Origin of the sequence: Arthrobacter globiformis (assembly GCF_030815865.1) — a bacterium.
GTDB lineage: Bacteria > Actinomycetota > Actinomycetes > Actinomycetales > Micrococcaceae > Arthrobacter > Arthrobacter globiformis_B.
In genome coordinates, this window is record NZ_JAUSXI010000001.1 from 630252 (window position 1) to 651068 (window position 20817).

The following is a 20817-nucleotide window of genomic DNA, read 5'->3' on the forward strand; positions in this document are numbered from 1 at the left end:
CCCGCCAGCCCCGACAGAACTTCCAGCACCATTTTCGACCGTCTAAGGAACGCCTCTCATGGCACTCATCAACGCTGACCGCGTCCGCTTCCCCATTGATCCCTGGAAGCTCGTGGAAACGAGCCACGAACCCGGCGACGCCGGGACGCTCGAAACGCTTTTTGCGCTCGGCAACGGCCACCTCGGTGTCCGGGGTGCCCACTGGGCCGCGGCGGATGCCGCGCTGCCCGGCAGCTTCATCAACGGGTTCCACGAGATCTGGGACATCAAACACGCCGAGAATGCCTTTGGCTTCGCACGCACGGGCCAGCGCATCCTCTACATTCCGGATGCCAACAACTTCACCGTGGTCATCGACGGCGAAATGCTCAGCCTTTCCGAATCCACTGTCCTGGACTACCGCCGGTCCGTGGACTTCGCCACCGGCATCTATGAGTGCGCCATCGTGTGGCAGTGCCGTTCCGGCGCCACGGTGACCACGGTGGAGCGCCGGGCCGTGGGCTTCGAAGCGCGCGGCAGCCTGGGCATCTCCCTGGAGGTTTCGGCCGACCGGGAAGTCTCCGCTGACGTCACCTCGTCCGTCATCAACCGGCAGGACCAGCCGGTGGAGGACCACTCCGCCCATGACCCGCGCCGCGCTGGCCGGCACGCAGGCCGGGTCCTGCTGCCCCTCAGGATGGAGGGCGGCGGCGGTTCGCTGCGCCTGTCATGGGAGGCCGCGGAGTCGAAGCAGCGGGTGGGGATCGCCGTCGACCACTGGACGTCCGCCGGCCACCAGCCGTTCGATACCCTCGTGGACCAGGACGACAGCAGCGTCCGCTATGTGTTGGCGATTGCCGCCGAGGAGCCGTTCCGGCTCGAAAAGAGCGTCAGCTACGCCGTGGCCCGGGGTACCCGGACGGGTCTGCCCGGCGCCGCCGACGCGGAAGCGGGGGAGGACCCGGCGGACGCGGCTGAAGCGGGGCTGAAGCCCGTCGGCGACGTCTTCGCCGAAAGCGAGGCGCACCACCGCAGCTACTGGGCCAGCGCCGACATCCAGGTGGGCGGGCAGCCGGAACTCCAGCAGGCCATCCGTTGGAACCTCTTCCAGCTTGCGCAGGCCACTGCAAGGGCCGGCGTCGCAGGTATCCCGGCCAAGGGTGTCACCGGCTCGGGCTACGACGGGCACTACTTCTGGGACCAGGAGGTCTACCTCCTGCCGTACCTGACGTATTCAAACCCCGACGCCGCGCGGCAGGTTTTGGAGTTCCGTCACGAGATGCTCCCCGACGCCAAGATCCGTGCCAAGGAGCTGAGCGTGGACGGCGCGCTTTTTCCCTGGCGCACCATTAACGGCCTGGAAGCAAGCGCGTACTACGCTGCCGGCACTGCGCAGTTCCACATCGCCGCTGCCATTGCTTTCGCCACCAACAGGTACGTCTGGGCCAGCGGGGATTCCGAGTTCTGCGCCGGGATGGGTGCCGACCTGCTGATCGAAACCGCCCGCATGTGGGTTTCGTTGGGCTTCTTCGGCAAGGACGGCCTGTTCCACATCCACGGCGTGACGGGGCCGGACGAGTACACCGCGGTGGTGAACGACAACCTCTATACGAACGTCATGGCACGGTTTAACCTGCGGGCCGCCGCCGCGCTGAACCACCCGGCAGTGGACGACGCCGAGCGGGAGCTGTGGGAGGCGGCCGCAGAGCGGATCCAGCTTCCGTTCGATGAGCGTTTCCAGGTGTACTCGCAGGACAACGACTTCATGACCCTTGAGCCGTGGGACTGGACGACGCCGCGCTCCAAGTACCCGCTGCTGCTGAACTTCCATCCGCTGGTGATCTACCGCCACCAGGTGCTGAAGCAGGCGGACACGGTGCTGGCCATGTTCCTGCAGTGGCAGGAGTTCACGGCCGAGGAAAAGCGCCGGGCCTTCGATTTCTACGATCCCATCACCACGGGGGACTCCACGCTCTCGGCGTGCGTCCAAGGGATCATGGCCGCCGAGGTGGGTTACCGCAAGGCTGCCCTGGAGCACTTCACGAATGCCGTGTTCATTGACCTGGACAACTCCCACGGCAACACGATCGACGGCGTCCACATCGCCTCCACCGGCGGAGTGTGGAGCTCATTGGTGTGCGGCTTCGCAGGGCTCCGCGACCAGGGGCCCGTGCCGTTCTTTGATCCGCGGCTGCCCGAGGAATGGGACACCCTTCGCTTCCAGCTGAGGCTGCAGGGCCGCCCGCTCCTGGTGGAACTCGATCACGACGCCATTACCCTGACGGTCCTCGGGGGCGAAGCGCTGGACGTCGACGTACGCGGGGCCCGGTTCGCAGTGGCTTCCCAGCCAGTGCGCGTTCCCCTGGATCCTGTACACGTGCCCGAGCCCTCGATGTTCCCGAGCGGGCCGCCGACGGCGAGCCTCCCGGTGGTACGCGCACGCGAGTGACGGGGCTTGTGGTGGGCTGCCGGCTAGGTGGTGGCCTCGGCTTCGGTGGGCAGGGGGCCCAGGCGGTCGAGCGGATGAGCGATTTCATCCGCTGACATCCGGGCCACCAGCAGGGCTGCCACCGCCATGACCGGGCACACCCCGCCCGCCACGAGGAAGATGAGCCAGATCGGGAGCACGGAGGCGGCGGGACCTGCCAGCGCCAGGGACACAAAGAAGTCCAGGCTGGAAACCCGCCCAAGCAGGTGAGGGGGCACGCGCCGCTGCAGCAGTGTTCCCCAGATGACCATGCCCACACTGCCTGTGGCGCCGAAAATGAAAAGTGCCAGCGCCAGCAGCCAGAAATTATCCATGAGCCCCACCGCCGCCAGCGGCAAGGTGCCCGCTCCCCAGCACACCATCATGACGGTCAGGTAGCGGCGCGGGAGCCGGACTGACGCCGTGACCAGGGAGGCCACGGCGCTGCCCACTCCCATAACTGCCAGCAGGAAGCCGAACATGCGGCTGTCGCCGCCCAACTGGTCCCGGATCACGAAGGGCAGGAGCACTTCGATGGGCCCGATCAGGAACAGCACCGAAATGCAGGCCCACAGCAGAGTCCAGAGGAGCCACGGCGTCCGGACCGTGTAGCTGACGCCCTCGCGGAGGTCGGAGAAGAGAGAGGTCTTAGCTGGTGCCTTGGCGGCGCCGTCCTTCGGAACCTCCCTGTCCGCATGCTCCGAACCGTTCCCGGGGGCCTGCAGGGCGTGCTGGCCGAGGAAGTTCAGGATGATGAACGCCAGCAGGTGGCACACGGCCACGCCGGTCACGGCGTGGGACGGCGACAGTGCGGCCACGACGACGCCTGCCACAGCAGGACCGGCCGCCTGCTGAAGCGTGGGACGCAGGGTCCCTTCCATACCGTTGGCCGCCAGCAGGTCCTCCGGCGCAGGATCCGCGGCAGAATCGCGGAGTAGGCCGGGAAGAAGAACGCGGCCCCCACACCAAGGATGAAGGCACCAGCCACCAGGTGCCAGAGCTGAAGCCAGCCTGCCATCGCCAGCCCGCTGACGGTTGCGATCACGGCAAGGTTGGTTCCCTCGACGGCGATGATCAGCAGCCGTTGCGGAACGCGGTCCGCTGCGATGCCGCCGGCAAGAACGAACGCCACGAGCCCCACGCTGCCTGCGGCGGCCACGAGGGACAGTTCAAGCGGGCCGCCGCCGATGTGGATGACCTGGTAGACCATGGCCACGGCCCACATGCCCGAGCCGAAGATGGATATGGCCAGGGCACGGATCAGCACACGGTATTCACGGTGGGAAAAGGGTCGAAGCGCGCGGGGGAGGGGCACACGGCAATCTTAGGCCTAGCCTCTGCCGGGAGGAACGTGCCCGGCGGGATAGGCTCTAGCCATGGGGAACACACCGGCCAGGCCGGGGCGGCGCAATGTGGCGCTGATCGGCGCAAACTTTGGCCTTGCCCTGCACCCGGTGGACCGGAAAGGCGTCCATATTGCAGGCGAACCCGCCAGTTGCTTTGCTTCGTTCTGGGTGGCTGACTGGTCCCGGTGGGGAACCGGAACGGTCCTTATGGTGGCCACGCTCCAGGGCTGGCGCAGCTACGGCTCCAACGAATCCTTCGCCTCGTCCCTCGCCACCGAACTGACGCGCTTCTTTCCGGAGGCCGCGCGCTTTCCGCTCGCCGGGGTCAGCCACACCCAGGACGAGTTCGACGTCGAACTGGACCTTGAACGCGGGTTCCGGGCGACCGGGCGGCGGGCCGCCCTCGAAATCTCCGGGGTTCTGGACCGGCGGCAGTTCTCCGCGCCCGACTTCCAGCTTGGTCCCGCCAGCGCCTCGATGAGCAACGTCTACCACCCCTGCAGCGGGGGCAAACTCTCCGAGTTCGGCGTCGAATGGCCCGGTGCCGCGACGGTCTACCCCGGACCGCGCGGGCCTTCCTCCTCCGCGTACATGGCGGTGGCCGAGTCCTGGTCGATGTGACGGCCTGGATCAGCGACAGGGTGATCAGCATGCTTGGTATGTTGGTGTGTGGCCTAGTGTTAAGGCTAGACGGCGGTATCCGCTGCCTGTTGTTCCGACGTAGAGGTGATGATGGCCACGCGACGCAATCCCGCGATGAGAATCGCGCAGGAAACAGCCCACAACGCCGTGTTCGACGATCACGGCAAACCCAAGCCCGGAGTCCACAACCTGCTGCTGCGGGCCGTGGAGATCCAGCGTCCGCTGGTAGTGGCGAACATCCGCCGGCTCCAGCGCCGCAATCCGCGGGCATCCGCCGCCCAGCTCGCTGACATCCTTGAACGCGACTATCTTCGGGCCGTGACCGGCGGGGGAGCGCTGGTGGGGGCCACTGCCGTCGTTCCCGGAGTCGGCACCGTGGCGTCGCTGGGGCTCTCCGCCGCCGCCACGGTTGGCTTCCTCGAGGCGACAGCCCTCTACGCCACCTCGCTGGCCGAACTTCACGGGATCCGGATGACCGACCCGGAGAAGGCCAGCACCCTGGTGATGGCCGTGATGCTCGGCGAGGAGGGGACCGCGCTGCTTGGTTCGCTCAGCGGCCAGGCCATGGGCAGGGGTAAGGGTGCCAGCCAGGCCTGGGGAAACGTGCTGGCGGGCAGGATGTCGTTGTCCGGGGCCGGTTTCATCCGCGAGCGCATCCAGAAGGCCTTCCTGCGGAATCTGCTCAGGAGGCAGGGAACCGCCCTGTTCGGACGTGCGCTGCCGTTCGGGATAGGAGCGGTAGTGGGCGGCGCGGGAAACCTCATGATGGGCCGCACCGTCGTGGCGAACGCAAAAGAGGCCTTCGGGCCGATGCCGGACACTGTGCCGGGGGAGCTCAACCCTGTCGAAACGGCAGGCCCCTCGTTGGAACGTGGCAGACTGGAACCTGGCACAACGGAAGGTGGTACGGGTGGATCTGAACGCTGACCTCGGGGAGTCCTTCGGCTCCTGGACCATGGGTGATGACGCGGCCATGTTCGAGCTCATCACCAGCGCCAACGTGGCTTGCGGCTTTCATGCCGGGGACCCCGTGACGATGCTGGACAGCTGCCGCGCCGCCTATGAACTGGATGTCACGGTCGGCGCCCACGTCGGCTACCGGGACCTCGCCGGCTTCGGACGCCGCTCCCTGGACATGTCCTTCGACGAGCTGTTCGGCGACGTCCTGTACCAGCTCGGTGCACTGGACGGGGTTGCCCACGCGGTGGGCGCCACGGTGGACTACGTCAAGCCGCACGGCGCCCTTTACAACCGGGCGTTCCACGACGCCGAGCAGGCTGCCGCGCTGGTGGCAGCCATCCAGGCCTACGATCCCGGCCCTGCCCATACTGGGGCTTCCGGGGTCCGAGCTGCTGAAGCAGGCCCAGGACGCGGGGCATCCTGTTTTCCGTGAGGCGTTTGTGGACCGCGCCTACCTGCCGGACGGAACACTGGTGCCGCGCTCGCAGGAAGGTGCCGTGCTGCACGACGTCGGGCCGATCGTTGAGCGGGCAGTTCGCCTGGCGCTCAAGGGCGAGGTAGTGGCGGTGGACGGGACCGTGGTCCGGGTCGACCCCGATTCGCTGTGCATCCATGGTGACACCCCAGGGGCCGTGGAAATGGCTGCCGCCGTCCGGGCAGGTCTTGAGGAAAACGGAGTCGAACTGACGCCGTTCGCCTGAGGGCGCAGCCCGTCAGCCGAACGTCAGATGGGCCACCGTGAAGATGGCGAGCCCGGCGAGCGAGCCCACCACTGTGCCGTTGATCCGGATGAACTGCAGGTCCTTGCCCACCTGGAGTTCGATCTTCTGCGACGTTTCCTCGGCGTCCCAGCGGGACACCGTATCCGTGATCACCCCGGCGATGTCTGACCGGTAGGTGCGGACCAAATAGCCGGCGGCATCGCCGATCCAGGCGTTGACCTTGCCTGCCAGCTCTTCGTCGTTGACCAGCCGGCTGCCGAAATCGCGGACGGCCGCCTTGAACTTCACCGTCAGTTCGCTATCCGGATCGTCGACGGCGGCGAGCAGCGCGCCCTTGATGGTCGCCCAGGTCCGGGACGCGAGTTCCCGGACCTCCGGGTCGCCGAGCACCTGCGCCTTGATGCCCTCCGCGCGGGCGATCATGACGGGATCGTGCTGCAAATCCTGGGCAAGGTCCGTCAGGTACTTGTCGATGGACAGCCGGACCTGGTGCTGCTGGTCGTCCTGGACCGCACGCGTGAATTTCAGCAGCTCGATGTAGACCTTGTCCCCCACGAGGCCGTCCACGAAGCTGGGCACCCACTGCGGGGAGCGCTCCGTGACGAGCCGGCTGACCATCTGGTGGTTGGACGCCACCCAGTCCGCTGCCCGGTCCACGAGGAGGTCCACCAGCTTGTGGTGGTGCCCGTCGGCGAAGATCCGCTCGGCCATGCGTCCCACGGGCGGTCCCCACGGCGGAGCCAGGAGGTGCTTGCGGACCATTCCCTCGATGACGGCCTGGACGTCGTCGTCGTTCAGCACTTTGAACGTGCCACGGATGACGGCGGCGCCCTCCTTGGCCACTCGCTCGGCGCCGCCCGGCCCTGACAGCCAGCCGCCCACTTTGCCGGCGATGTTGATGCTGGCCAGCTTGTCCTGGACCACCTGTTCGGAGAGGAAGTTGGTCTCCACGAACTCGCCCAGGGATGCGCCGATCTGGTCCTTGCGTCGCGGAATGATGGCGGTATGCGGGATTTTCAGCCCCATGGGGTAGCGGAACAGGGCCGTCACTGCGAACCAGTCGGCCAGGGCGCCCACCATGCCGCCTTCCGCCGCGGCCCGGACGTACTCCAGCCACGGGTACTGCTTTTGCAGCGCGAACGCGACGACGAACACCACAGCCATGGCAATGAGGAGGCACAACGCCACCAGTTTCATCTTCCGGAGTGCAGCCGCCTTTTCGGCGTCGCCCGCTGTGAGCTGCCGTATGACGGCGGGGCGCGCCGGAGCGGGCCGGTCCTCTCCCGGACGATCACGGGTGGCCTCGCTTGGGGGAGACGCCAGCTGGGTGGTTGGCTCAGAGTTCACCTGCATGTGCCAAGCCTAGCCCGGCTTTGGCGGCCGAGGTCGGCTAACGTGTGACCATGACAGCCGACGAGTCAGCCCCAACCCGTCCCCTGGTCTACGCCCACCGGGGTGCGAGCGCGGATTTCGCTGAGCACACCCGTGCCGCCTATCTTCGCGCGCTCGCGGACGGCGCGGATGGCGTGGAGTGCGATGTGCACCTCACCCGCGATCAGCACGTCGTCCTGCTGCATGATTCCAACCTGGACCGGACCTCGGACGGCACCGGTCCCGTGGCCGAACGGACCGTCGACCAGTTGCGGCTGCTGGACTTTTCATCCTGGAAGGGTGCCCGGATCCCGGAGGCCTACGGGCCCAGGTCCGAACAGTTCCTGACGATGCCGGACCTGCTGGACCTGCTCCGGGCTGCCGGGCGGGACGTCGGGCTGGCCATCGAGCTGAAGCATCCCAGCCCCTACCAGCTGAAGCTGGAGGACAGGGTGCTGCAGGTGCTGCGGACGGAAGGATGGGACGCCAAGACATCCAGGCTGGGCAACATCCGGGTGACCTTCATGAGCTTCAGCCCCGACTCGGTCAGGCACCTGCGCAAGGCCGTCCCCGCGGAGTTCGTCTGCCAGCTTGTGGACGACGTGAACGTCATCGGAATCCGCGAGGAACTGGGTTTGGGGCCTTTCACGGGCAGCGCGGTCGCCAACGTGATGAAGGCTGCACAGCTGGAGGGGGAACGGATTCTCGACGGCGGCGAAGCAGGCATGGCCGGGCCGGGCATCGACTACGTGCGCCGGCATCCAGACACCGTGCGGCGCTGGCGGAATTCCGGCCGCCGCTTCCGGGTCTGGACTGTGGACTCTGAAAATGACGTGGCGCTGTGCCGGGGGCTGGGCATCCAGGAGATCACCACCAACCGGCCGGCGCAGGTGCTGGCCCAGCTCCAGCAACCAGCCTTGGCAGCAAGCTCCGGCGCCACTCAATCACAGCCGCCGCTGTGATTGAGTGGTGGCATGCCCATCACCTGGCCCCCGAAACTCCTGCGTTCCCCTGCGGTCCGTGTTGGCCTGTCCATCAGCATCGCCACCGGCCTGTACGGGGTGTCCTTCGGTGCGCTCTCCGTGACCTCGGGCTTGGACTTCTGGCAGACCATGGCACTGAGCTTCCTGCTTTTTAGCGGCGGCTCCCAGTTTGCGTTCATCGGGGTGGTCGCCGGCGGCGGCTCGGGTCTCGCGGCCATGGGGGCCGCCACCCTGCTGGGGATGCGAAACGGAATCTATGGCATGCAGCTCAATGTGCTGCTCCGGCCGCGGGGGTGGCGCCGGTACGCCGCCGCCCAGCTGACCATCGACGAGTCCACGGCCACAAGCACGGGGCAGGCGGATTCTGACGAGCAGCGAAGGGGCTTCTGGGCCGCGGGCATCGGGATCTTCATACTGTGGAACGTCTTCACTGCGGCGGGTGCCCTGGCCGGAAGCGCGCTGGGAGATCCGAAGCAGTGGGGGCTCGACGGTGCAGCCGTCGCGGCGTTCCTCGGCCTGCTGTGGCCGCGGCTGAAGGGCGGGGAACCGGTGGCGATCGCCGTCGTCTGTGCCCTGGCAACGGTTCTTGCCGTACCGTTTGTCCCGGCAGGCGTCCCCATCCTGATTGCCGCAGTGGTGGCCGCCGTTATCGGCTGGCTCAGCCACGGCCGCCGGGACGAAGGGCTCGAACCGGATATCGACCCCTACACAGAGCGGCATCCCAGCCACCACACGGGCAGCGGGACCAACGCCGGAGGTGCCAAATGAGTCTGTGGGTGTGGTTGCTGCTGGCCTGCCTCTTCGCCTACGCATGGAAGCTGGTGGGCTACCTTCTGCCGGCCAGCCTGCTGCAGAACCCCAGAATGTCCCGGATCGCAGGAACCATGACCATCGGGTTGCTGGCGTCCCTGACGATCGTCAACACCTTGGCTACTGGGCAGGCACTGGTGCTCGATGCCCGGCTGGGCGCCTTGGCCGCCGCCGCTGCGGCCCTGTTCCTCCGGGCGCCCTTCCTGGTTGTTGTGCTGGCGGGGGCCGGAGCCGCTGCCTTGCTCCGGCTGGCCGGCTGGAACTGAAACAGCGAGTTAAACTCCCTGCAGGCAGCCGGAACAGTTCTGAGTGATGTCCATCACAGCCGTTGTATGCTCTAAATGTAGAGGAGTTGTAAATATGAAGGCCGTCAGCAGACTGTCCCGCACCCGTGCCACGGACGCGCCGTTCGAAATAAAAGCCCCGGTGGACATCGTCCTCGAGCACCTGCGGCAGGTGGGACCTGCGGTGGCCTGCCTGCGGAACGAATCGTCGCGGCTGGCCGGCTGGGGCGAGGAACTTGCCCGCCGCCTGGTTTCGGGGAACCGCCTGGTCACGGCAGGAAGTGCCGGTTCGGCGGCCGAGGTGCAGCAATTCACCGCGGAACTGCTGGGGCGCCACGCCGGTGACCGCCAGCCGTTTTCCGTCATTGCCCTGCGGCCAGGTGCGGCAGCAAGCGCCGCATCCGTCAGTGCCGTCGAGATTGCACAGGGGCATGCGGAAGAGGTTGCCAGTCAGGTGCGGGCCCACATCCGTTCCGACGACGTTCTCCTTGCGGTCTCAGCCAGTGGGCACCGGCATGCACTGCTGGAGGCGGTGGCGGCGGCGAGGGCCGCCGGAGCCACCGTCTGGGCTGTCACGGGCGCGGCCCCCAACCCCCTGGCCCAGGCCGCCGATGAAGCAATTTGCATCAACGCTCCCAAGCCCCAAGTCCGGGAAGCGCAACTGATCGCGCTGCAAGCGATGAGTGAATGCCTGGCTGCGGCCCTGCACGCGTTGTCCGCCCGGCCTGAGCCGGGCCGGTGACTCCGAAGCCCAAGTGAGCCGAAGCGCCGCACCCGAAGCGCCGGTATAGGCCCCTTACCGGGTTGGGCCTAGGTAACGGTTTGGGACTAGGCAACTCCGCGGGCGTCCGGGGAAGCAGGCGCGGACCGCCTGGCGAGCTCCTCGGTGGCGAGGTCGTACCAGTCTTGTGCGCCGTACACGGGGGCCGGGGTATCCAAGTTGCGGTAGAGCGCGTCAACGAGGATGCCGAGTTCGTCCGTGGTGGCAGCCATCAGAGTTATTTCAGGATCCGTTGAGTGGTTCATGAAGTGTGCGAGCTGTGAGCGGTTCATGATGACACGGCCGGCCTGAGTTGACCACATGCAAGGAATGACATGGTGTTCTCCGTATATGAAAATGCCCGAGGCTGACTTCCTAACCCACCGGTGTGCATAGCTTACTGTGCTGACCCGGTGTACGGAATATGACGCGTCTTCTTCCGGCGCCGATCCTCCTTCCGGCACAGCCCGGCTGCTCGAACTCGCCTGCTGCCCGAACTTTGCCGCCTACTCGAACTGTGCCGCCGGGAGCGGCACCTGCGGAGGCAGCGACCTGGTGGGACGTTCCGCGCGGATGGCGTCCTCGACAAGGGCGGCCGGCCGGCGCCAGGCGTCAGATCCGGGTTCCATGGTGTCGACCACCCCGATCAGCATTGCCAGCAGCCGCACCATGTCTGTCAGTGAGATGTCCACCCGCAGCGTGCCCTGGTCCTGGCCGCGGTCCAGGAGCACGCCAACGGACTCAATCAGGCTTCCGGTGATGCCGGTGAGCAAATCCCGCCGCCCGGCCACGGCCCCCAGCAGGTTGGCGTTGTCACTGGCCGCGGTCATCACGGCGTCGATGACCCGGAACAGGCCCTCGGCCGCATCGGTGCCAGCCAGGGCGACATCGATAACCGGGTCCACGTTGAGCCTCAGCTGGCGGTTGAGGGCCGCCAAAACCAACTGCTCCTTGTCCGAGAAATTCCGGAACAGCGTCGCCGGACCCACTCCCGCGGTGGCGGCAATGGTCTGCAGCGGAACGTCCGGCCCGTACTGCCGGAAACACTCGCGGGCGGCGTTAATGATCTTGTCCACATTGCGTGCAGCGTCAGCACGAAGGGGCTTGCGCTCTACGGCGAGGTTCATAAAATCAAGGTTAGCAACGCAGTGTCAGCCTGACTCCGTTACCCGTTGGTAGCGCCGAATATGACACAGGACACGGTCCGGGCGGCGGATTCCGCCATGTCAGACTGGACGCATGTTGCTTGCATTTTCAGTCGCTCCTTCCGGAATTCCCGCAGATCCCGCCTACGCCGCGGCGGGTGCCGGGGATGCCTCCGTGCACGACGCCGTAGCTGCCGCCGTCAAGATTGTCAGGGAATCCGGGCTGCCCAACAAGACGGACTCCATGTTCACCACTATCGAGGGTGAATGGGATGAGGTGTTCGACGTGGTCAGGCGCGCCACCGAGGCCGTGGGGAAATTCGGCAGCAGGGTGTCCCTGGTGATCAAGGCCGACATCCGGCCGGGCTATTCCGGTGAGCTCACCGCGAAGGTCGAGCGCCTGGAGGGTGCCCTGATCCAGGGCGACTGACGGCCAGGACGATTGGCCGCGGCAGCCTAGCCCGGCCGGGCGCTTACTGGAAGACTGTGCCCATGTTTGAGCACAAGCCGCGGCCCGAGTGGGCGGCCGTAGAAGAGTACCTGTCAGACGTCGTCGTCCACCCCGACGATGCCGTCCAGCGCGCCGTCCGGTCCGCCGAAGAGGCGGGGATGCCGCCGATCGAGGTGACACCGAACGCAGGAAAGCTGTTGAAGCTGCTGGTGACGGCGTCCGGTGCCCGCAGGGTGCTGGAGATCGGCACGCTGGCTGGCTTCAGCACCATTTGGATGGCCCAGGGCATGCCCGACGACGGCCGGCTGGTGACATGCGAATACCTCCCGAAACATGCCGAAGTGGCCCGGGCCAACGTGGACGCGGCCGGCGTGGGCCACAAGGTGGAGATCCGGATAGGCGCGGCGCTGGACACGCTCGCGGCCCTCGAAGCCGAAGGAGCCGAGCCGTTCGACTTCGTCTTCATCGATGCGGACAAGGAAAACAACCCGCAGTACCTGGAGTGGGCAGTGCGGCTGGGCAGGGGCGGAACGAGCATCGTGATGGACAACGTCGTGTGGGAGGGCGTTGCGCTGGACCCGTCCCTGGACGAAGTCAACGCCCCCGGAATCATCGGCGCGCTGAAGATGATGGGGGAGGACAGCCGGCTGGACGCCACTGTCATCCAGACCGTGGGGTCCAAGGGTTGGGACGGCTTCGCGCTGGCCATAATCCGCTAACTGCACCGTGCGTTAGGCCGCCACACAAAATAGGCACCGCCCTCGCACTGGATGTACGAGGGCGGTGCTATTTTAGTGGCGGTACTTCAGCAGTTAGCTGAGTGCGCTCATGATGTGCCAGCCACCGCCGACCCTGACCCGGTTCGGGAACGCTCCGGCGCCGTTACCCATGTAGGACCAGAGAACTCCGCTGGTGTCCCGGGCTACGAGGTCGTCGCGTCCGTCTCCGTTGAGATCTGCGGCGCCGCTGATGGCGTTCATGGTGTTCCAGCCTGCACCGGCGCTGACCCGCGTTGGGAATGCGCCAGCAGCGTTGCCAAGGTAGGACCACAGAATCCCCCCGGAGTCCCGGGCAACCAGGTCAGCCTTGCCGTCACGGTTGAGGTCGCCAGCAGCGCTAATGGCCATGCCGTTCCAACCCCCGCCGGCCCTGATACGGGACGGGAAGGTACCCGCATTGTTGCCGGCGTAGCTCCAGAGGACGCCGCCGGAGTCGACTGCCAGCAGGTCATTCCGCCCGTCGCCGTTGAGGTCAGCGGCGGCGCTGATGTTCTTCATGGAGTTCCAGCCTGTTCCGACCCGAATCCTCGTCGGGAACGTGCCGGAGCCGCTTCCGCGGTAGGTCCAGAGGACCCCGCTGGAGTCACGGGCCACCAGGTCAGCACGCCCGTCGCCGGTGAGGTCCCCGGTGGCGCTGATGGAGTTCATGGAGCTCCAGCCGGCCCCGACCCTGGTGCGGGTCGGGAAGGTACCCGAGCCGTTGCCCAGGTAGGTCCAGAGGACCCCGCTGGAGTCGCGGGCCACCAGGTCAGCACGCCCGTCGCCGTTGAAGTCCTGCGAGACGCTTGTGACACCGGTGCCCGTACCGATGCGCACGTTACGGCTGGTAATAGCGACGTTGCCCGCTGCATCCGTGGCGCGGACGCCAAAGGTGTAGAACCCGTTGACCTGTGCGTCCCAGGTTCTCGGCGAGGCGCAGCTGGGGTCCCAGGCCTGGTTGGTGGGCTGCAGCCGGCATTCGAACCTGGCCTGGGGGTCACTGCTGCTGAAGCTCAACGACGGCGTGTTGTCCAGGCTGGGTGTTGACGGGAAAGGCGCCGTCACCGCAACGGCCGGAGCCGTGGTGTCCACGGTGAAGTTGAGGGTCCCGGAATTCAGTCCACCGGCGACCGCCTGTATTGCGTGGGGCCCCTGGGCCAGTGGGGCCAGCTTCAGGGAGTAGGTGGAACCGGTGAGGGTGGCAGCCCTCGGGGCGCCATTGTCCACGATCAGCTGAACGGGGCCCGCGGTTCCCGCCGGCAGCGTGCCCGTGATCGTAGGCGCGGTCACGTTCGTGATGTTGTCGGAGTTGGAGCGGCCGCTGTCACTGGCTGCAGCCAGGTCAGGCGCATTCGGGCCCCCAACAGAGTCGGTCGCGATGAGGCCCTGGACGGTGAAGTTGCTCTGGGTGACGGTATTGACGCCCGGGCCGCCCGCGTCAGGGCCGGCGACCGTCACGGAGTTGCTGCCCGAGGGGGCGCCCGTGACAGGTCCTGCGGTGTTGATATCGCCGAGCCTGCCGGCCGGGGCGTTCACCTGGCGGAGGAACGATGCCGTGGTCCCCCGGCCGAAGTCGCCCAGGAAGGCGGCGCCGACGCCGGCCCAGTCGCAGGCAACCGTGTCAGTGGGTGCGCAAGCGCCGGCGTCGGTCGTCTCGTTGATGCTCCCCACGGCGTCAGCCGTGAACGTGTCAGTCCCGTAGGGGTGCGTAACGGTGTACTGCGCATTGGGCCGCAGGCCGTCAAAACGGAACCGCAGGCGGGCAAAGCCCATTTGCTCGCCAGGCACGACGGGACCGTTGACGTGTGCCGCTTCCAAGGCGGCCTCATAGCTGCCGATCGTTCCGACCGCCGCGTCCGCGGAAAACCAGAAAGCCTCCTCCGGGAAGTTGTTCGGGTAGGACGCTGGCTGGTCCGGGTTCGGAGGTTCAGAGAGGCAGCCCTGGCCCGCCTGGTAGCAGAGCTGCAGCCGGACTGAGCCGTCCGAATACCAGGTGGGGAACCCTGTGGAGTCAACCGGGCCCATCCCAGCGGTTTCAGCGTTGGCTGGAACAGCGGCGAGGGGCGACAGGGCGGCGGCGAGGAGGGCGCCGGCGACGGCCGGGGCAATGCGGCCGGCGGTGGTGGTGGACTTGCGGTGCGCTGCCCCGGAGCGCTTGGCTCCGTCAGGCATCTTTGGCCGTGCAGATTGAGAAAACATTGAGACTCCTTGTGGACACTCGATTCGTGGCCCCCAGTACCTTCAAGGCCAAGTCGGGGATGCGTTCCCGGCTGCACCAACAGTGGATGCTGCACCTTGGATAAAAGTCGGATAAAGCCGGTGGGATGCGGGGGTCCGCGCCAGCCAAAGCTCGCGTTACAGCCCCGCCTGCGGCCGGGATGGTGCGGACTTCCGGTGGAGCAGCGGAGTTAGACCATCGATTTGAGGGGGCCCAATTGGGGGTGCTCCCTTCGAACCCCCACCCTTCCCAGCCCGGTCCGGCTTTTCCCAACCACGCCGGGACATCCTTGAAGCATCCCAACCGGTCTCGAACCATCCCTATCGGAAGGAGGCCCGGTAATGACCGTGTCCAGACGAAATGTTTTGCTGCTGGGTGGCCTCGGCGCCGTCGGAGCGGGTGTGCTTTCACTCCCGCGGGGCGAGGTGGAGGCCAAGTCTGTTAGCCGGCTGAGCAGCGCAGAGATGCCCAAGCCGTTTCAGTCCGCTTTCGTGAAGCCCCCGGAACTCGCGCCGGACAGGACGGGGGTGGACCCTGCTGATGGCAAACCTGTCAACTACTACACCGTGACCGAGATGGCCGGCATGGCGTCCATTCTGCCGCGGCTCAAGACCCCAATCCTGGGCTACAACGGGATTTTCCCCGGCCCCACGATCAGCGTGGACCAGGGCACTAAGGCAGTGGTGCGGGTCCGGAACCAGCTCCCCGCAACTCACCCGAACGATGGCCACGTGCTCGCCACGTCCACGCATCTGCACGGTTCAGCCTCACTGCCACAGTTCGACGGGTACGCCAGTGACGTCACGCATCCAGGATTCTTCAAGGACTACCACTACCCGAACTTCCAGCCCGCCCGCACGCTTTGGTACCACGACCACGGGGTGCACTTCACGGCGCAGAACGCGTACTCCGGCCTGGTCGCCCAGTACCACATGCACGACCCGATGGAGCGGCAGTTGCTCCCGCAGGGCGACTTCGACGTGCCGCTCATCATTTCCGACGCGATGTTCGCGGCCAGCGGCGCCTTGGGATATGACGACAACACCCACTCAGGCCTGTGGGGGGACGTCATCCTGGTTAACGGCAAGCCGTGGCCGGTCATGAAGGTCCAGAAGCGCATTTACCGCTTCCGGGTGTTGAACTGCAGCATTTCCCGCTCAGTACGACTGACGCTGAGCACCGGCGATCCGCTGATAATCGTGGGCACCGACGGCGGCCTGGTCCCCACACCGCAGAAGGTGGCCAACTACCGCCATGCCGGGGCAGAGCGTTACGAGGTGCTCATCGATTTCCGCAAGTACAAGACCGGCCAGCGGATCGAGCTGCGCAACCTGTCCAACCCGAACAACGTTGACTACGACTTCACGAACAAGGTGATGGCCTTCGACGTCACTGAGGACGCGGTCAACACCAGCGACCCGACCTGGAACACGGTTCCAGCACTGCTGGCACCCGCGAACGAGGTCATGGCGATGACCGAGAAGCAGGCCACCAAGGTCCGGAAGTTCCGGGTCAAGCGGAACGACGTCACCAACATGTGGACCATCGACGACGACAGCTGGCAGGACGTCATAGCCAGCGGCTACAAGAAGGTCGCTGCGGACGTTGACCTGGACGCCGTCGAGGTGTGGGAAATCGAGAACAGGTCCGGCGGCTGGTTCCACCCGGTGCACATCCACCTCGTGGACTTCAAGATCCTCAGCCGCAACGGCCGGGCGCCTCTTCCCCAGGAGCTCGGGCCCAAGGATGTCGTTTACGTGGGTGAGGGCGAGACGGTCCGCCTGCTCATGAAGTTCGGTCCGCACCTGGGACGCTACATGGTGCACTGCCATAACCTGCCGCATGAGGACCACGACATGATGGTGCAGTTCCGGGTGGGGCTGAAGGAAGATGACAACGATCCCAACGACCCCATGACGGCGGCGCTGCCCCAATGGGACGGCTAGCGGCGCACAGGGCCGACCCAAAGTCCCGGACGGTCCCCGAAAGCGTAGCCGTCGCCGAGAGTCCTGCCGGATCGCCCCGGCAGGGCTTTCGGGGGAGGACAATCACGACGGCGGTGCTGCTCGGCGCTGTCCTGCTGGCCTCGCGCCTGTGGCTGGTGGAGCCCGTGACGGTCAGTTCGGAAAGCATGGAGCCGGCACTGCCCAAGGGCAGCACGGTGCTGATGTTCAAACCCGGGCCGGCGCTCGGTTCGCCCAAAGCCGGAGACTTGGTGGTGTTCACGAGTCCGGAGGACGGGAGCCCTGCTGTCAAACGGGCCATTGCCTTAGGGGGCCAGACCGTTGCCATCGAGGATTCGGTGCTGGTGGTGGACGGGGTTCCGCAGGCCGAGCCGGGCATCGACCACAGCCGCATCGACGGCACCTACTTTGGCCCGGTCACGGTGCCGGCCGGGCACGTCTTCGTCCTGGGTGACAACCGGGCGGGCTCCATCGATTCACGGGCCTACGGAAGCGTGCCGTTGGAAGCGCTGCAGGCAACGGTACTCTGGCCCTCCGGCCGCTAGGGCACATGCCCGTGCCACAAAGACCCCTGCCCGAAAGATAAGTATGCTGGGAATCATCCTGGCCTGCTGCCCAGCCGGCCAGGACTGGACATGCATCGGTGACGGCAGCGGAGGAAGACATGAAAGCATCCGAGACTCTGGCCAGCAATCTTCAGAAGGTCCTCACTGACCTGATCGAGCTGCACGTTCAGGGCAAGCAGGCGCACTGGAACCTGGTGGGCACCAACTTCCGCGATCTGCATCTCCAGTTGGATGAAATCGTGGACATCGCCCGGCTGCTTGCCGACCAGACGGCCGAGCGCATGCGTTCGTTGCATGCACTTCCGGACGGCCGGAGCGCCACGGTCTCGTCGGGCACCAGGCTGGAGCAGTTCCCTGCCGGCCTGACCGTCACCAAAGACACCGCCAAGCTCATCACCGCGAGGCTGGAACAAACGGTCAAGACCATCCGCGATGTCCACGATGACGTGGATGAAGAAGATCCCGCGAGCGCGGACCTCCTGCACGAGGCCATCACCCGTCTGGAGCAGCTGGCCTGGATGGTGAATGCGGAAGTGATGCCGGCCTCTGCGTCGGTGACCGCACCGGAACAGGATTAGCAGCGCCATGACCCGGTGCCCCCGACCGTCAGCGGACGCTGCATGAACACTCCGCACCGCCAGTGGCAGCCAGTTCGCCTCAGCCCGACGCCGTCCCGGAAGGACGCCGTCGAACCTGCGCCGGAAGCGGAACACGTGCCGGAATCCGAACCTGAGCTGGAAGCCGAATCTGTACTGGACGTTGAGCGACTGCTGGACAGGGTTGCTTCGGCTGTGGGGGACGTCCCTGCCCTGCTCGCAATCGCCCAGCAGGCCGGCCGTTCCGCGCCGAAGCCCGGTGACGGACGGACAGCCCGGCTCTGGGAACTGCTGGCTTCCGTGGCCGCGGTGGACGTGGCCGCCGCGCGGGTTCTGGAGCCGCACCTGGATGCCGGCGCCATCCTGGCCCAGGCGGGCACACCGGGATCCTTCACCGGATCGTGGGGTGTCTACGCAGCCGAGGCCCCGGGCACACGACTGACGGCCGCGCCGGCTTCGGCCAGGGCTGACGGGCGGTCCCCGGCCGAGACAGAACCCCGCGAGCCGGAACCCAGCGGGAAATCCGGCGGCGTGCAGCTGACCGGCTCCAAACCCTGGTGCTCACTGGCCCAGTTCGTGGACCACGCCGTGGTGACCGCGCACACCGTGACCGGCGGCCGGGCCGCCTTCGCCGTTGACCTCAGGGCCGCCGGCGTCACGTGCGATGTGCCGGAATGGACCAGCCGCGGACTGCGCGAAATCCCCAGCGGAACCGTCCACTTTGACCTGGTGCCGGCCGTGCCGCTCGGCGGTGACGGCTGGTACTTCCAGCGCCCCGGCTTTGCGTGGGGCGGCATGGGCGTTGCCGCGTGCTGGCTGGGCGGCGCCGTGGCGCTCGGCCGGCACTTCGAGGCCGCGCTTCAGCGGGGAGCCAGGTCCCAGCGCGAGCCCGACCAGGTGGCACTCGCCGCCCTGGGCGAAGTGGACCGGATCCTGAGCTCCACCGTCCAGTACCTCGCCAAGGCAGCTGAGGCCGTGGACGCAGCCCCGGCCGGCCTTGCCCCGGCGGGCCCGGATTCCGGCGCGGAAGCGGCCGACGGCGGCACCGTTGCCGGCGGCGCCGAGGCCACAACCAGTGCCGTAGGCGGGTGGAGCGAGGCGCTCCGTGTCCGGGGAACTGTTGCCGCCGCCGTCGAACGCGTCCAGCTCCTGGTGAGCCAGAACCTGGGGCCCGGGCCCCTTGCCTTCGATGAACGGTACGGCAAATGCATGGCGGACCTGTCCCTCTACGTGCGGCAGCACCACGCAACGCGTGACGACGCCCAGTTGGGCGCACTCACCCTCCAGGGGGAGCACGCATGGTGACGTTTTCCGCCGCTGCGCTCCTGCGAGGACAGTGCCCTGGTTGAGCAGCTGCGGCGGAGGGGCTTAGCCGTCATGGCAAGGGACAGCACGCGTGTGCTGACTTCCGGACGGACCGTCGCCCGGGCGCCGCACGGTTTTGGTGCCCACCTCCGTGCCTCGGGCCTGGAGATGGCTGCCGCGCTCCGGAGCAGCTGAAAGCTGCGCCGCACCTCCCGGGCAGTAGCCTGTGGCGGCAGCTGCCCGGGGTTCACCTCAAGTCGTTCAGTGGCTGCTGCCACTGCCCCGGCTGGCGGTGGCTCCGCCGTCGCCGTTCCGGCGGTCGTCCTGGCCGTTGCCGCGCCGGTCCGGGTCGTGCTGGTCGCTGCCGTCGTTGCCGTTGCCCTGCTCGCTGTACTTCTCCCGCAGTTCGCGCCCCAGGCGGATGTCTTCCTCTTCCTTCTCCTGGAGCTTGTCGCTCTTCTTCGTATCGCGGGGCGGGAGCTGGAGCGTGTCCTCAGCCTCAATGCCGGCCTGCAGTTGCCGTCCACGCTCCATCTCGGCGTCGAACTCGGCGCCAAAAAGCAGGGACATGTTAAGGATCCAGAGCCACAGCAGCATGACGATCACGCCGCCGATCGCGCCGTACGTCTTGTTGTAGTTGCTGAAGTTACCCACGTAAAAGCCAAAACCCACCGAGGCCAGCACGAAAATAAAGAGGGCGATGAGGGAACCAAGGCTCATCCAGCGGAACTTTGGCTGGCGGACGTTCGGAGTGAAGTAATAGAGGATGGCGATGACCACGATCACCAGCGCCACAATGACCGGCCACTTCGCGATGTTCCACACGGTCAGGAACACTCCGCCCAGCCCCATGGCATTGCCAACGGCCTCCGCCACCGGGCCGCTGATAACGAGCATTGCGGCGAGCAGCGCAACGATGATCAGAGAGACCACTGTGACGCCGAGCATGGTGCCGCGAAGCTTTACGAATCCCCGGCCCTCATCTATTTCATAAATCCGGTTCATCGCCCGGCCGAACGCGGTCACATACCCCGACGCGGACCAGATGGCTGTCGCGAGACCGATGACCAGAGTGAAGCCGGCTGCCGGTGAGGTGGTCAGCTCCTGGATAGGTCCGCGGATCATCTCCACCGCCTGCCCGGGCGCGACGCCCTGGACGATTTCCAGGAGTGCCGCCGTCGTCTTTTCCGCCTGTCCAAAGATGCCGAGCAGCGAAACGAGGGCGAGCAGGGCGGGGAAGAGCGAGAAGATCGCGTAGTAGGTAAGTCCGGCCGAGAGGTCGGGGCATTGGTCAGCAGTAAATTCACGCAGGGTCTTGCGGGCAATGTACTTCCACGATGGCTTGTCCACATCGGTGGGACTGTCCGGCTTCCGCGTGTCATCCGGGGCAGGCGCGCTTCCCGCCTTTGCTGTGCTGGTTTCCGGGGCTTCTTTCGTAGCCATTGGGCATCCTTTCGTTCGCGGGCGGGGCCAAGTTCCGGAAGTCGCGG

The 20817-nt window shown here is 66.6% G+C and carries 18 protein-coding genes and 2 pseudogenes; 14 read left to right on the forward strand and 6 right to left on the reverse strand.

Annotated elements, in window-relative coordinates; all coding sequences use genetic code 11:
* Positions 1 to 58: 58 nt before the first annotated feature.
* The gene (locus QFZ33_RS02940; protein WP_307024695.1) at positions 59 to 2428 is read left to right on the forward strand and encodes a glycoside hydrolase family 65 protein; all 2370 of its coding nucleotides are present in this window, start codon (positions 59 to 61) and stop codon (positions 2426 to 2428) included.
* A 23-nt stretch (positions 2429 to 2451) separates the two neighbouring features.
* Here QFZ33_RS02940 and QFZ33_RS02945 read toward each other — a convergent pair.
* Positions 2452 to 3761, reverse strand: a pseudogene (locus QFZ33_RS02945) (MFS transporter).
* 61 nt (positions 3762 to 3822) lie between these two features.
* On the opposite strand from QFZ33_RS02945, the gene QFZ33_RS02950 reads away from it, so the two are divergent.
* The 3 genes and pseudogenes from QFZ33_RS02950 (at position 3823) to QFZ33_RS02960 (ending at position 6095) form a co-directional block, all read left to right on the forward strand.
* Complete coding sequence (locus QFZ33_RS02950) at positions 3823 to 4413, forward strand: hypothetical protein (protein ID WP_307024697.1); 591 nt, start codon at positions 3823 to 3825, stop codon at positions 4411 to 4413.
* 111 nt (positions 4414 to 4524) lie between these two features.
* Entirely contained in the window at positions 4525 to 5361 is an 837-nt protein-coding gene (locus QFZ33_RS02955; protein WP_307031635.1) for a hypothetical protein, read from the forward strand.
* Positions 5345 to 6095: pseudogene (locus QFZ33_RS02960) on the forward strand (LamB/YcsF family protein). Before QFZ33_RS02955 ends, QFZ33_RS02960 begins: the two are co-directional and overlap by 17 nt.
* 12 nt (positions 6096 to 6107) lie before the next feature.
* On the opposite strand, the gene QFZ33_RS02965 reads toward QFZ33_RS02960, so the two are convergent.
* Positions 6108 to 7469: a DUF445 domain-containing protein gene (locus tag QFZ33_RS02965; RefSeq protein ID WP_307024699.1), complete on the reverse strand. Its 1362-nt coding sequence runs from the start codon at positions 7467 to 7469 to the stop codon at positions 6108 to 6110.
* A gap of 50 nt (positions 7470 to 7519) precedes the next feature.
* Here QFZ33_RS02965 and QFZ33_RS02970 point away from each other — a divergent pair, with 50 nt between their 5' ends.
* From QFZ33_RS02970 to QFZ33_RS02985, 4 genes are all read left to right on the forward strand, one after another.
* Complete coding sequence (locus QFZ33_RS02970) at positions 7520 to 8449, forward strand: glycerophosphodiester phosphodiesterase family protein (protein WP_307024701.1); 930 nt, start codon at positions 7520 to 7522, stop codon at positions 8447 to 8449.
* Between the two features lie 12 nt (positions 8450 to 8461).
* Complete coding sequence (locus tag QFZ33_RS02975) at positions 8462 to 9238, forward strand: AzlC family ABC transporter permease (protein WP_307024703.1); 777 nt, start codon at positions 8462 to 8464, stop codon at positions 9236 to 9238.
* On the forward strand, positions 9235 to 9546 hold the full coding sequence (locus QFZ33_RS02980) for an AzlD domain-containing protein (protein WP_236806363.1): 312 nt from the start codon (positions 9235 to 9237) through the stop codon (positions 9544 to 9546). Before QFZ33_RS02975 ends, QFZ33_RS02980 begins: the two co-directional genes overlap by 4 nt.
* Positions 9547 to 9640: 94 nt before the next feature.
* A complete protein-coding gene (locus QFZ33_RS02985) occupies positions 9641 to 10306 on the forward strand; it encodes an SIS domain-containing protein (RefSeq protein WP_307024705.1) in 666 nt (221 codons plus the stop codon).
* A gap of 86 nt (positions 10307 to 10392) precedes the next feature.
* On the opposite strand, the gene QFZ33_RS02990 is transcribed toward QFZ33_RS02985, so the two are convergent.
* Together QFZ33_RS02990 and QFZ33_RS02995 are read right to left on the reverse strand one after the other, a co-directional pair.
* On the reverse strand, positions 10393 to 10647 hold the full coding sequence (locus QFZ33_RS02990; RefSeq protein WP_307024707.1) for a hypothetical protein: 255 nt from the start codon (positions 10645 to 10647) through the stop codon (positions 10393 to 10395).
* Positions 10648 to 10830: 183 nt separating this feature from the next.
* The gene (locus tag QFZ33_RS02995; protein WP_307024708.1) at positions 10831 to 11451 is read right to left on the reverse strand and encodes a TetR/AcrR family transcriptional regulator; all 621 of its coding nucleotides are present in this window, start codon (positions 11449 to 11451) and stop codon (positions 10831 to 10833) included.
* Positions 11452 to 11563: 112 nt separating this feature from the next.
* Here QFZ33_RS02995 and QFZ33_RS03000 point away from each other — a divergent pair, with 112 nt between their 5' ends.
* On the forward strand, positions 11564 to 11899 hold the full coding sequence (locus tag QFZ33_RS03000; protein ID WP_102972890.1) for a thiamine-binding protein: 336 nt from the start codon (positions 11564 to 11566) through the stop codon (positions 11897 to 11899).
* Positions 11900 to 11961: 62 nt separating this feature from the next.
* Entirely contained in the window at positions 11962 to 12639 is a 678-nt protein-coding gene (locus QFZ33_RS03005; protein WP_307024710.1) for an O-methyltransferase, read from the forward strand.
* Between the two features lie 93 nt (positions 12640 to 12732).
* Here the strand turns inward: QFZ33_RS03005 and QFZ33_RS03010 are convergent, their stop codons facing one another.
* Complete coding sequence (locus QFZ33_RS03010; protein WP_307024712.1) at positions 12733 to 14877, reverse strand: VCBS repeat-containing protein; 2145 nt, start codon at positions 14875 to 14877, stop codon at positions 12733 to 12735.
* Between the two features lie 360 nt (positions 14878 to 15237).
* Between QFZ33_RS03010 and QFZ33_RS03015 the strand changes: the two genes are divergently transcribed.
* The 4 genes from QFZ33_RS03015 to QFZ33_RS03030 all read left to right on the forward strand — a co-directional run bounded on the left by QFZ33_RS03015 (position 15238) and on the right by QFZ33_RS03030 (position 19327).
* The gene (locus QFZ33_RS03015; RefSeq protein ID WP_307024714.1) at positions 15238 to 16842 is read left to right on the forward strand and encodes a multicopper oxidase family protein; all 1605 of its coding nucleotides are present in this window, start codon (positions 15238 to 15240) and stop codon (positions 16840 to 16842) included.
* Between the two features lie 101 nt (positions 16843 to 16943).
* On the forward strand, positions 16944 to 17405 hold the full coding sequence (gene lepB / locus QFZ33_RS03020) for a signal peptidase I (RefSeq protein WP_307031637.1): 462 nt from the start codon (positions 16944 to 16946) through the stop codon (positions 17403 to 17405).
* Between the two features lie 119 nt (positions 17406 to 17524).
* Positions 17525 to 18004 (forward strand): Dps family protein, encoded by a 480-nt coding sequence (locus QFZ33_RS03025; RefSeq protein WP_307024716.1) that lies wholly within the window; start codon positions 17525 to 17527, stop codon positions 18002 to 18004.
* 42 nt (positions 18005 to 18046) lie between these two features.
* Positions 18047 to 19327 carry an acyl-CoA dehydrogenase family protein gene (locus QFZ33_RS03030; protein WP_307024718.1) on the forward strand — a complete coding sequence of 427 codons (1281 nt, stop codon included), beginning with the start codon at positions 18047 to 18049 and terminating at the stop codon, positions 19325 to 19327.
* A gap of 261 nt (positions 19328 to 19588) precedes the next feature.
* Here QFZ33_RS03030 and QFZ33_RS03035 read toward each other — a convergent pair whose 3' ends face one another.
* Complete coding sequence (locus tag QFZ33_RS03035; RefSeq protein WP_307024720.1) at positions 19589 to 20770, reverse strand: YihY/virulence factor BrkB family protein; 1182 nt, start codon at positions 20768 to 20770, stop codon at positions 19589 to 19591.
* Positions 20771 to 20817 lie beyond the last annotated feature (47 nt).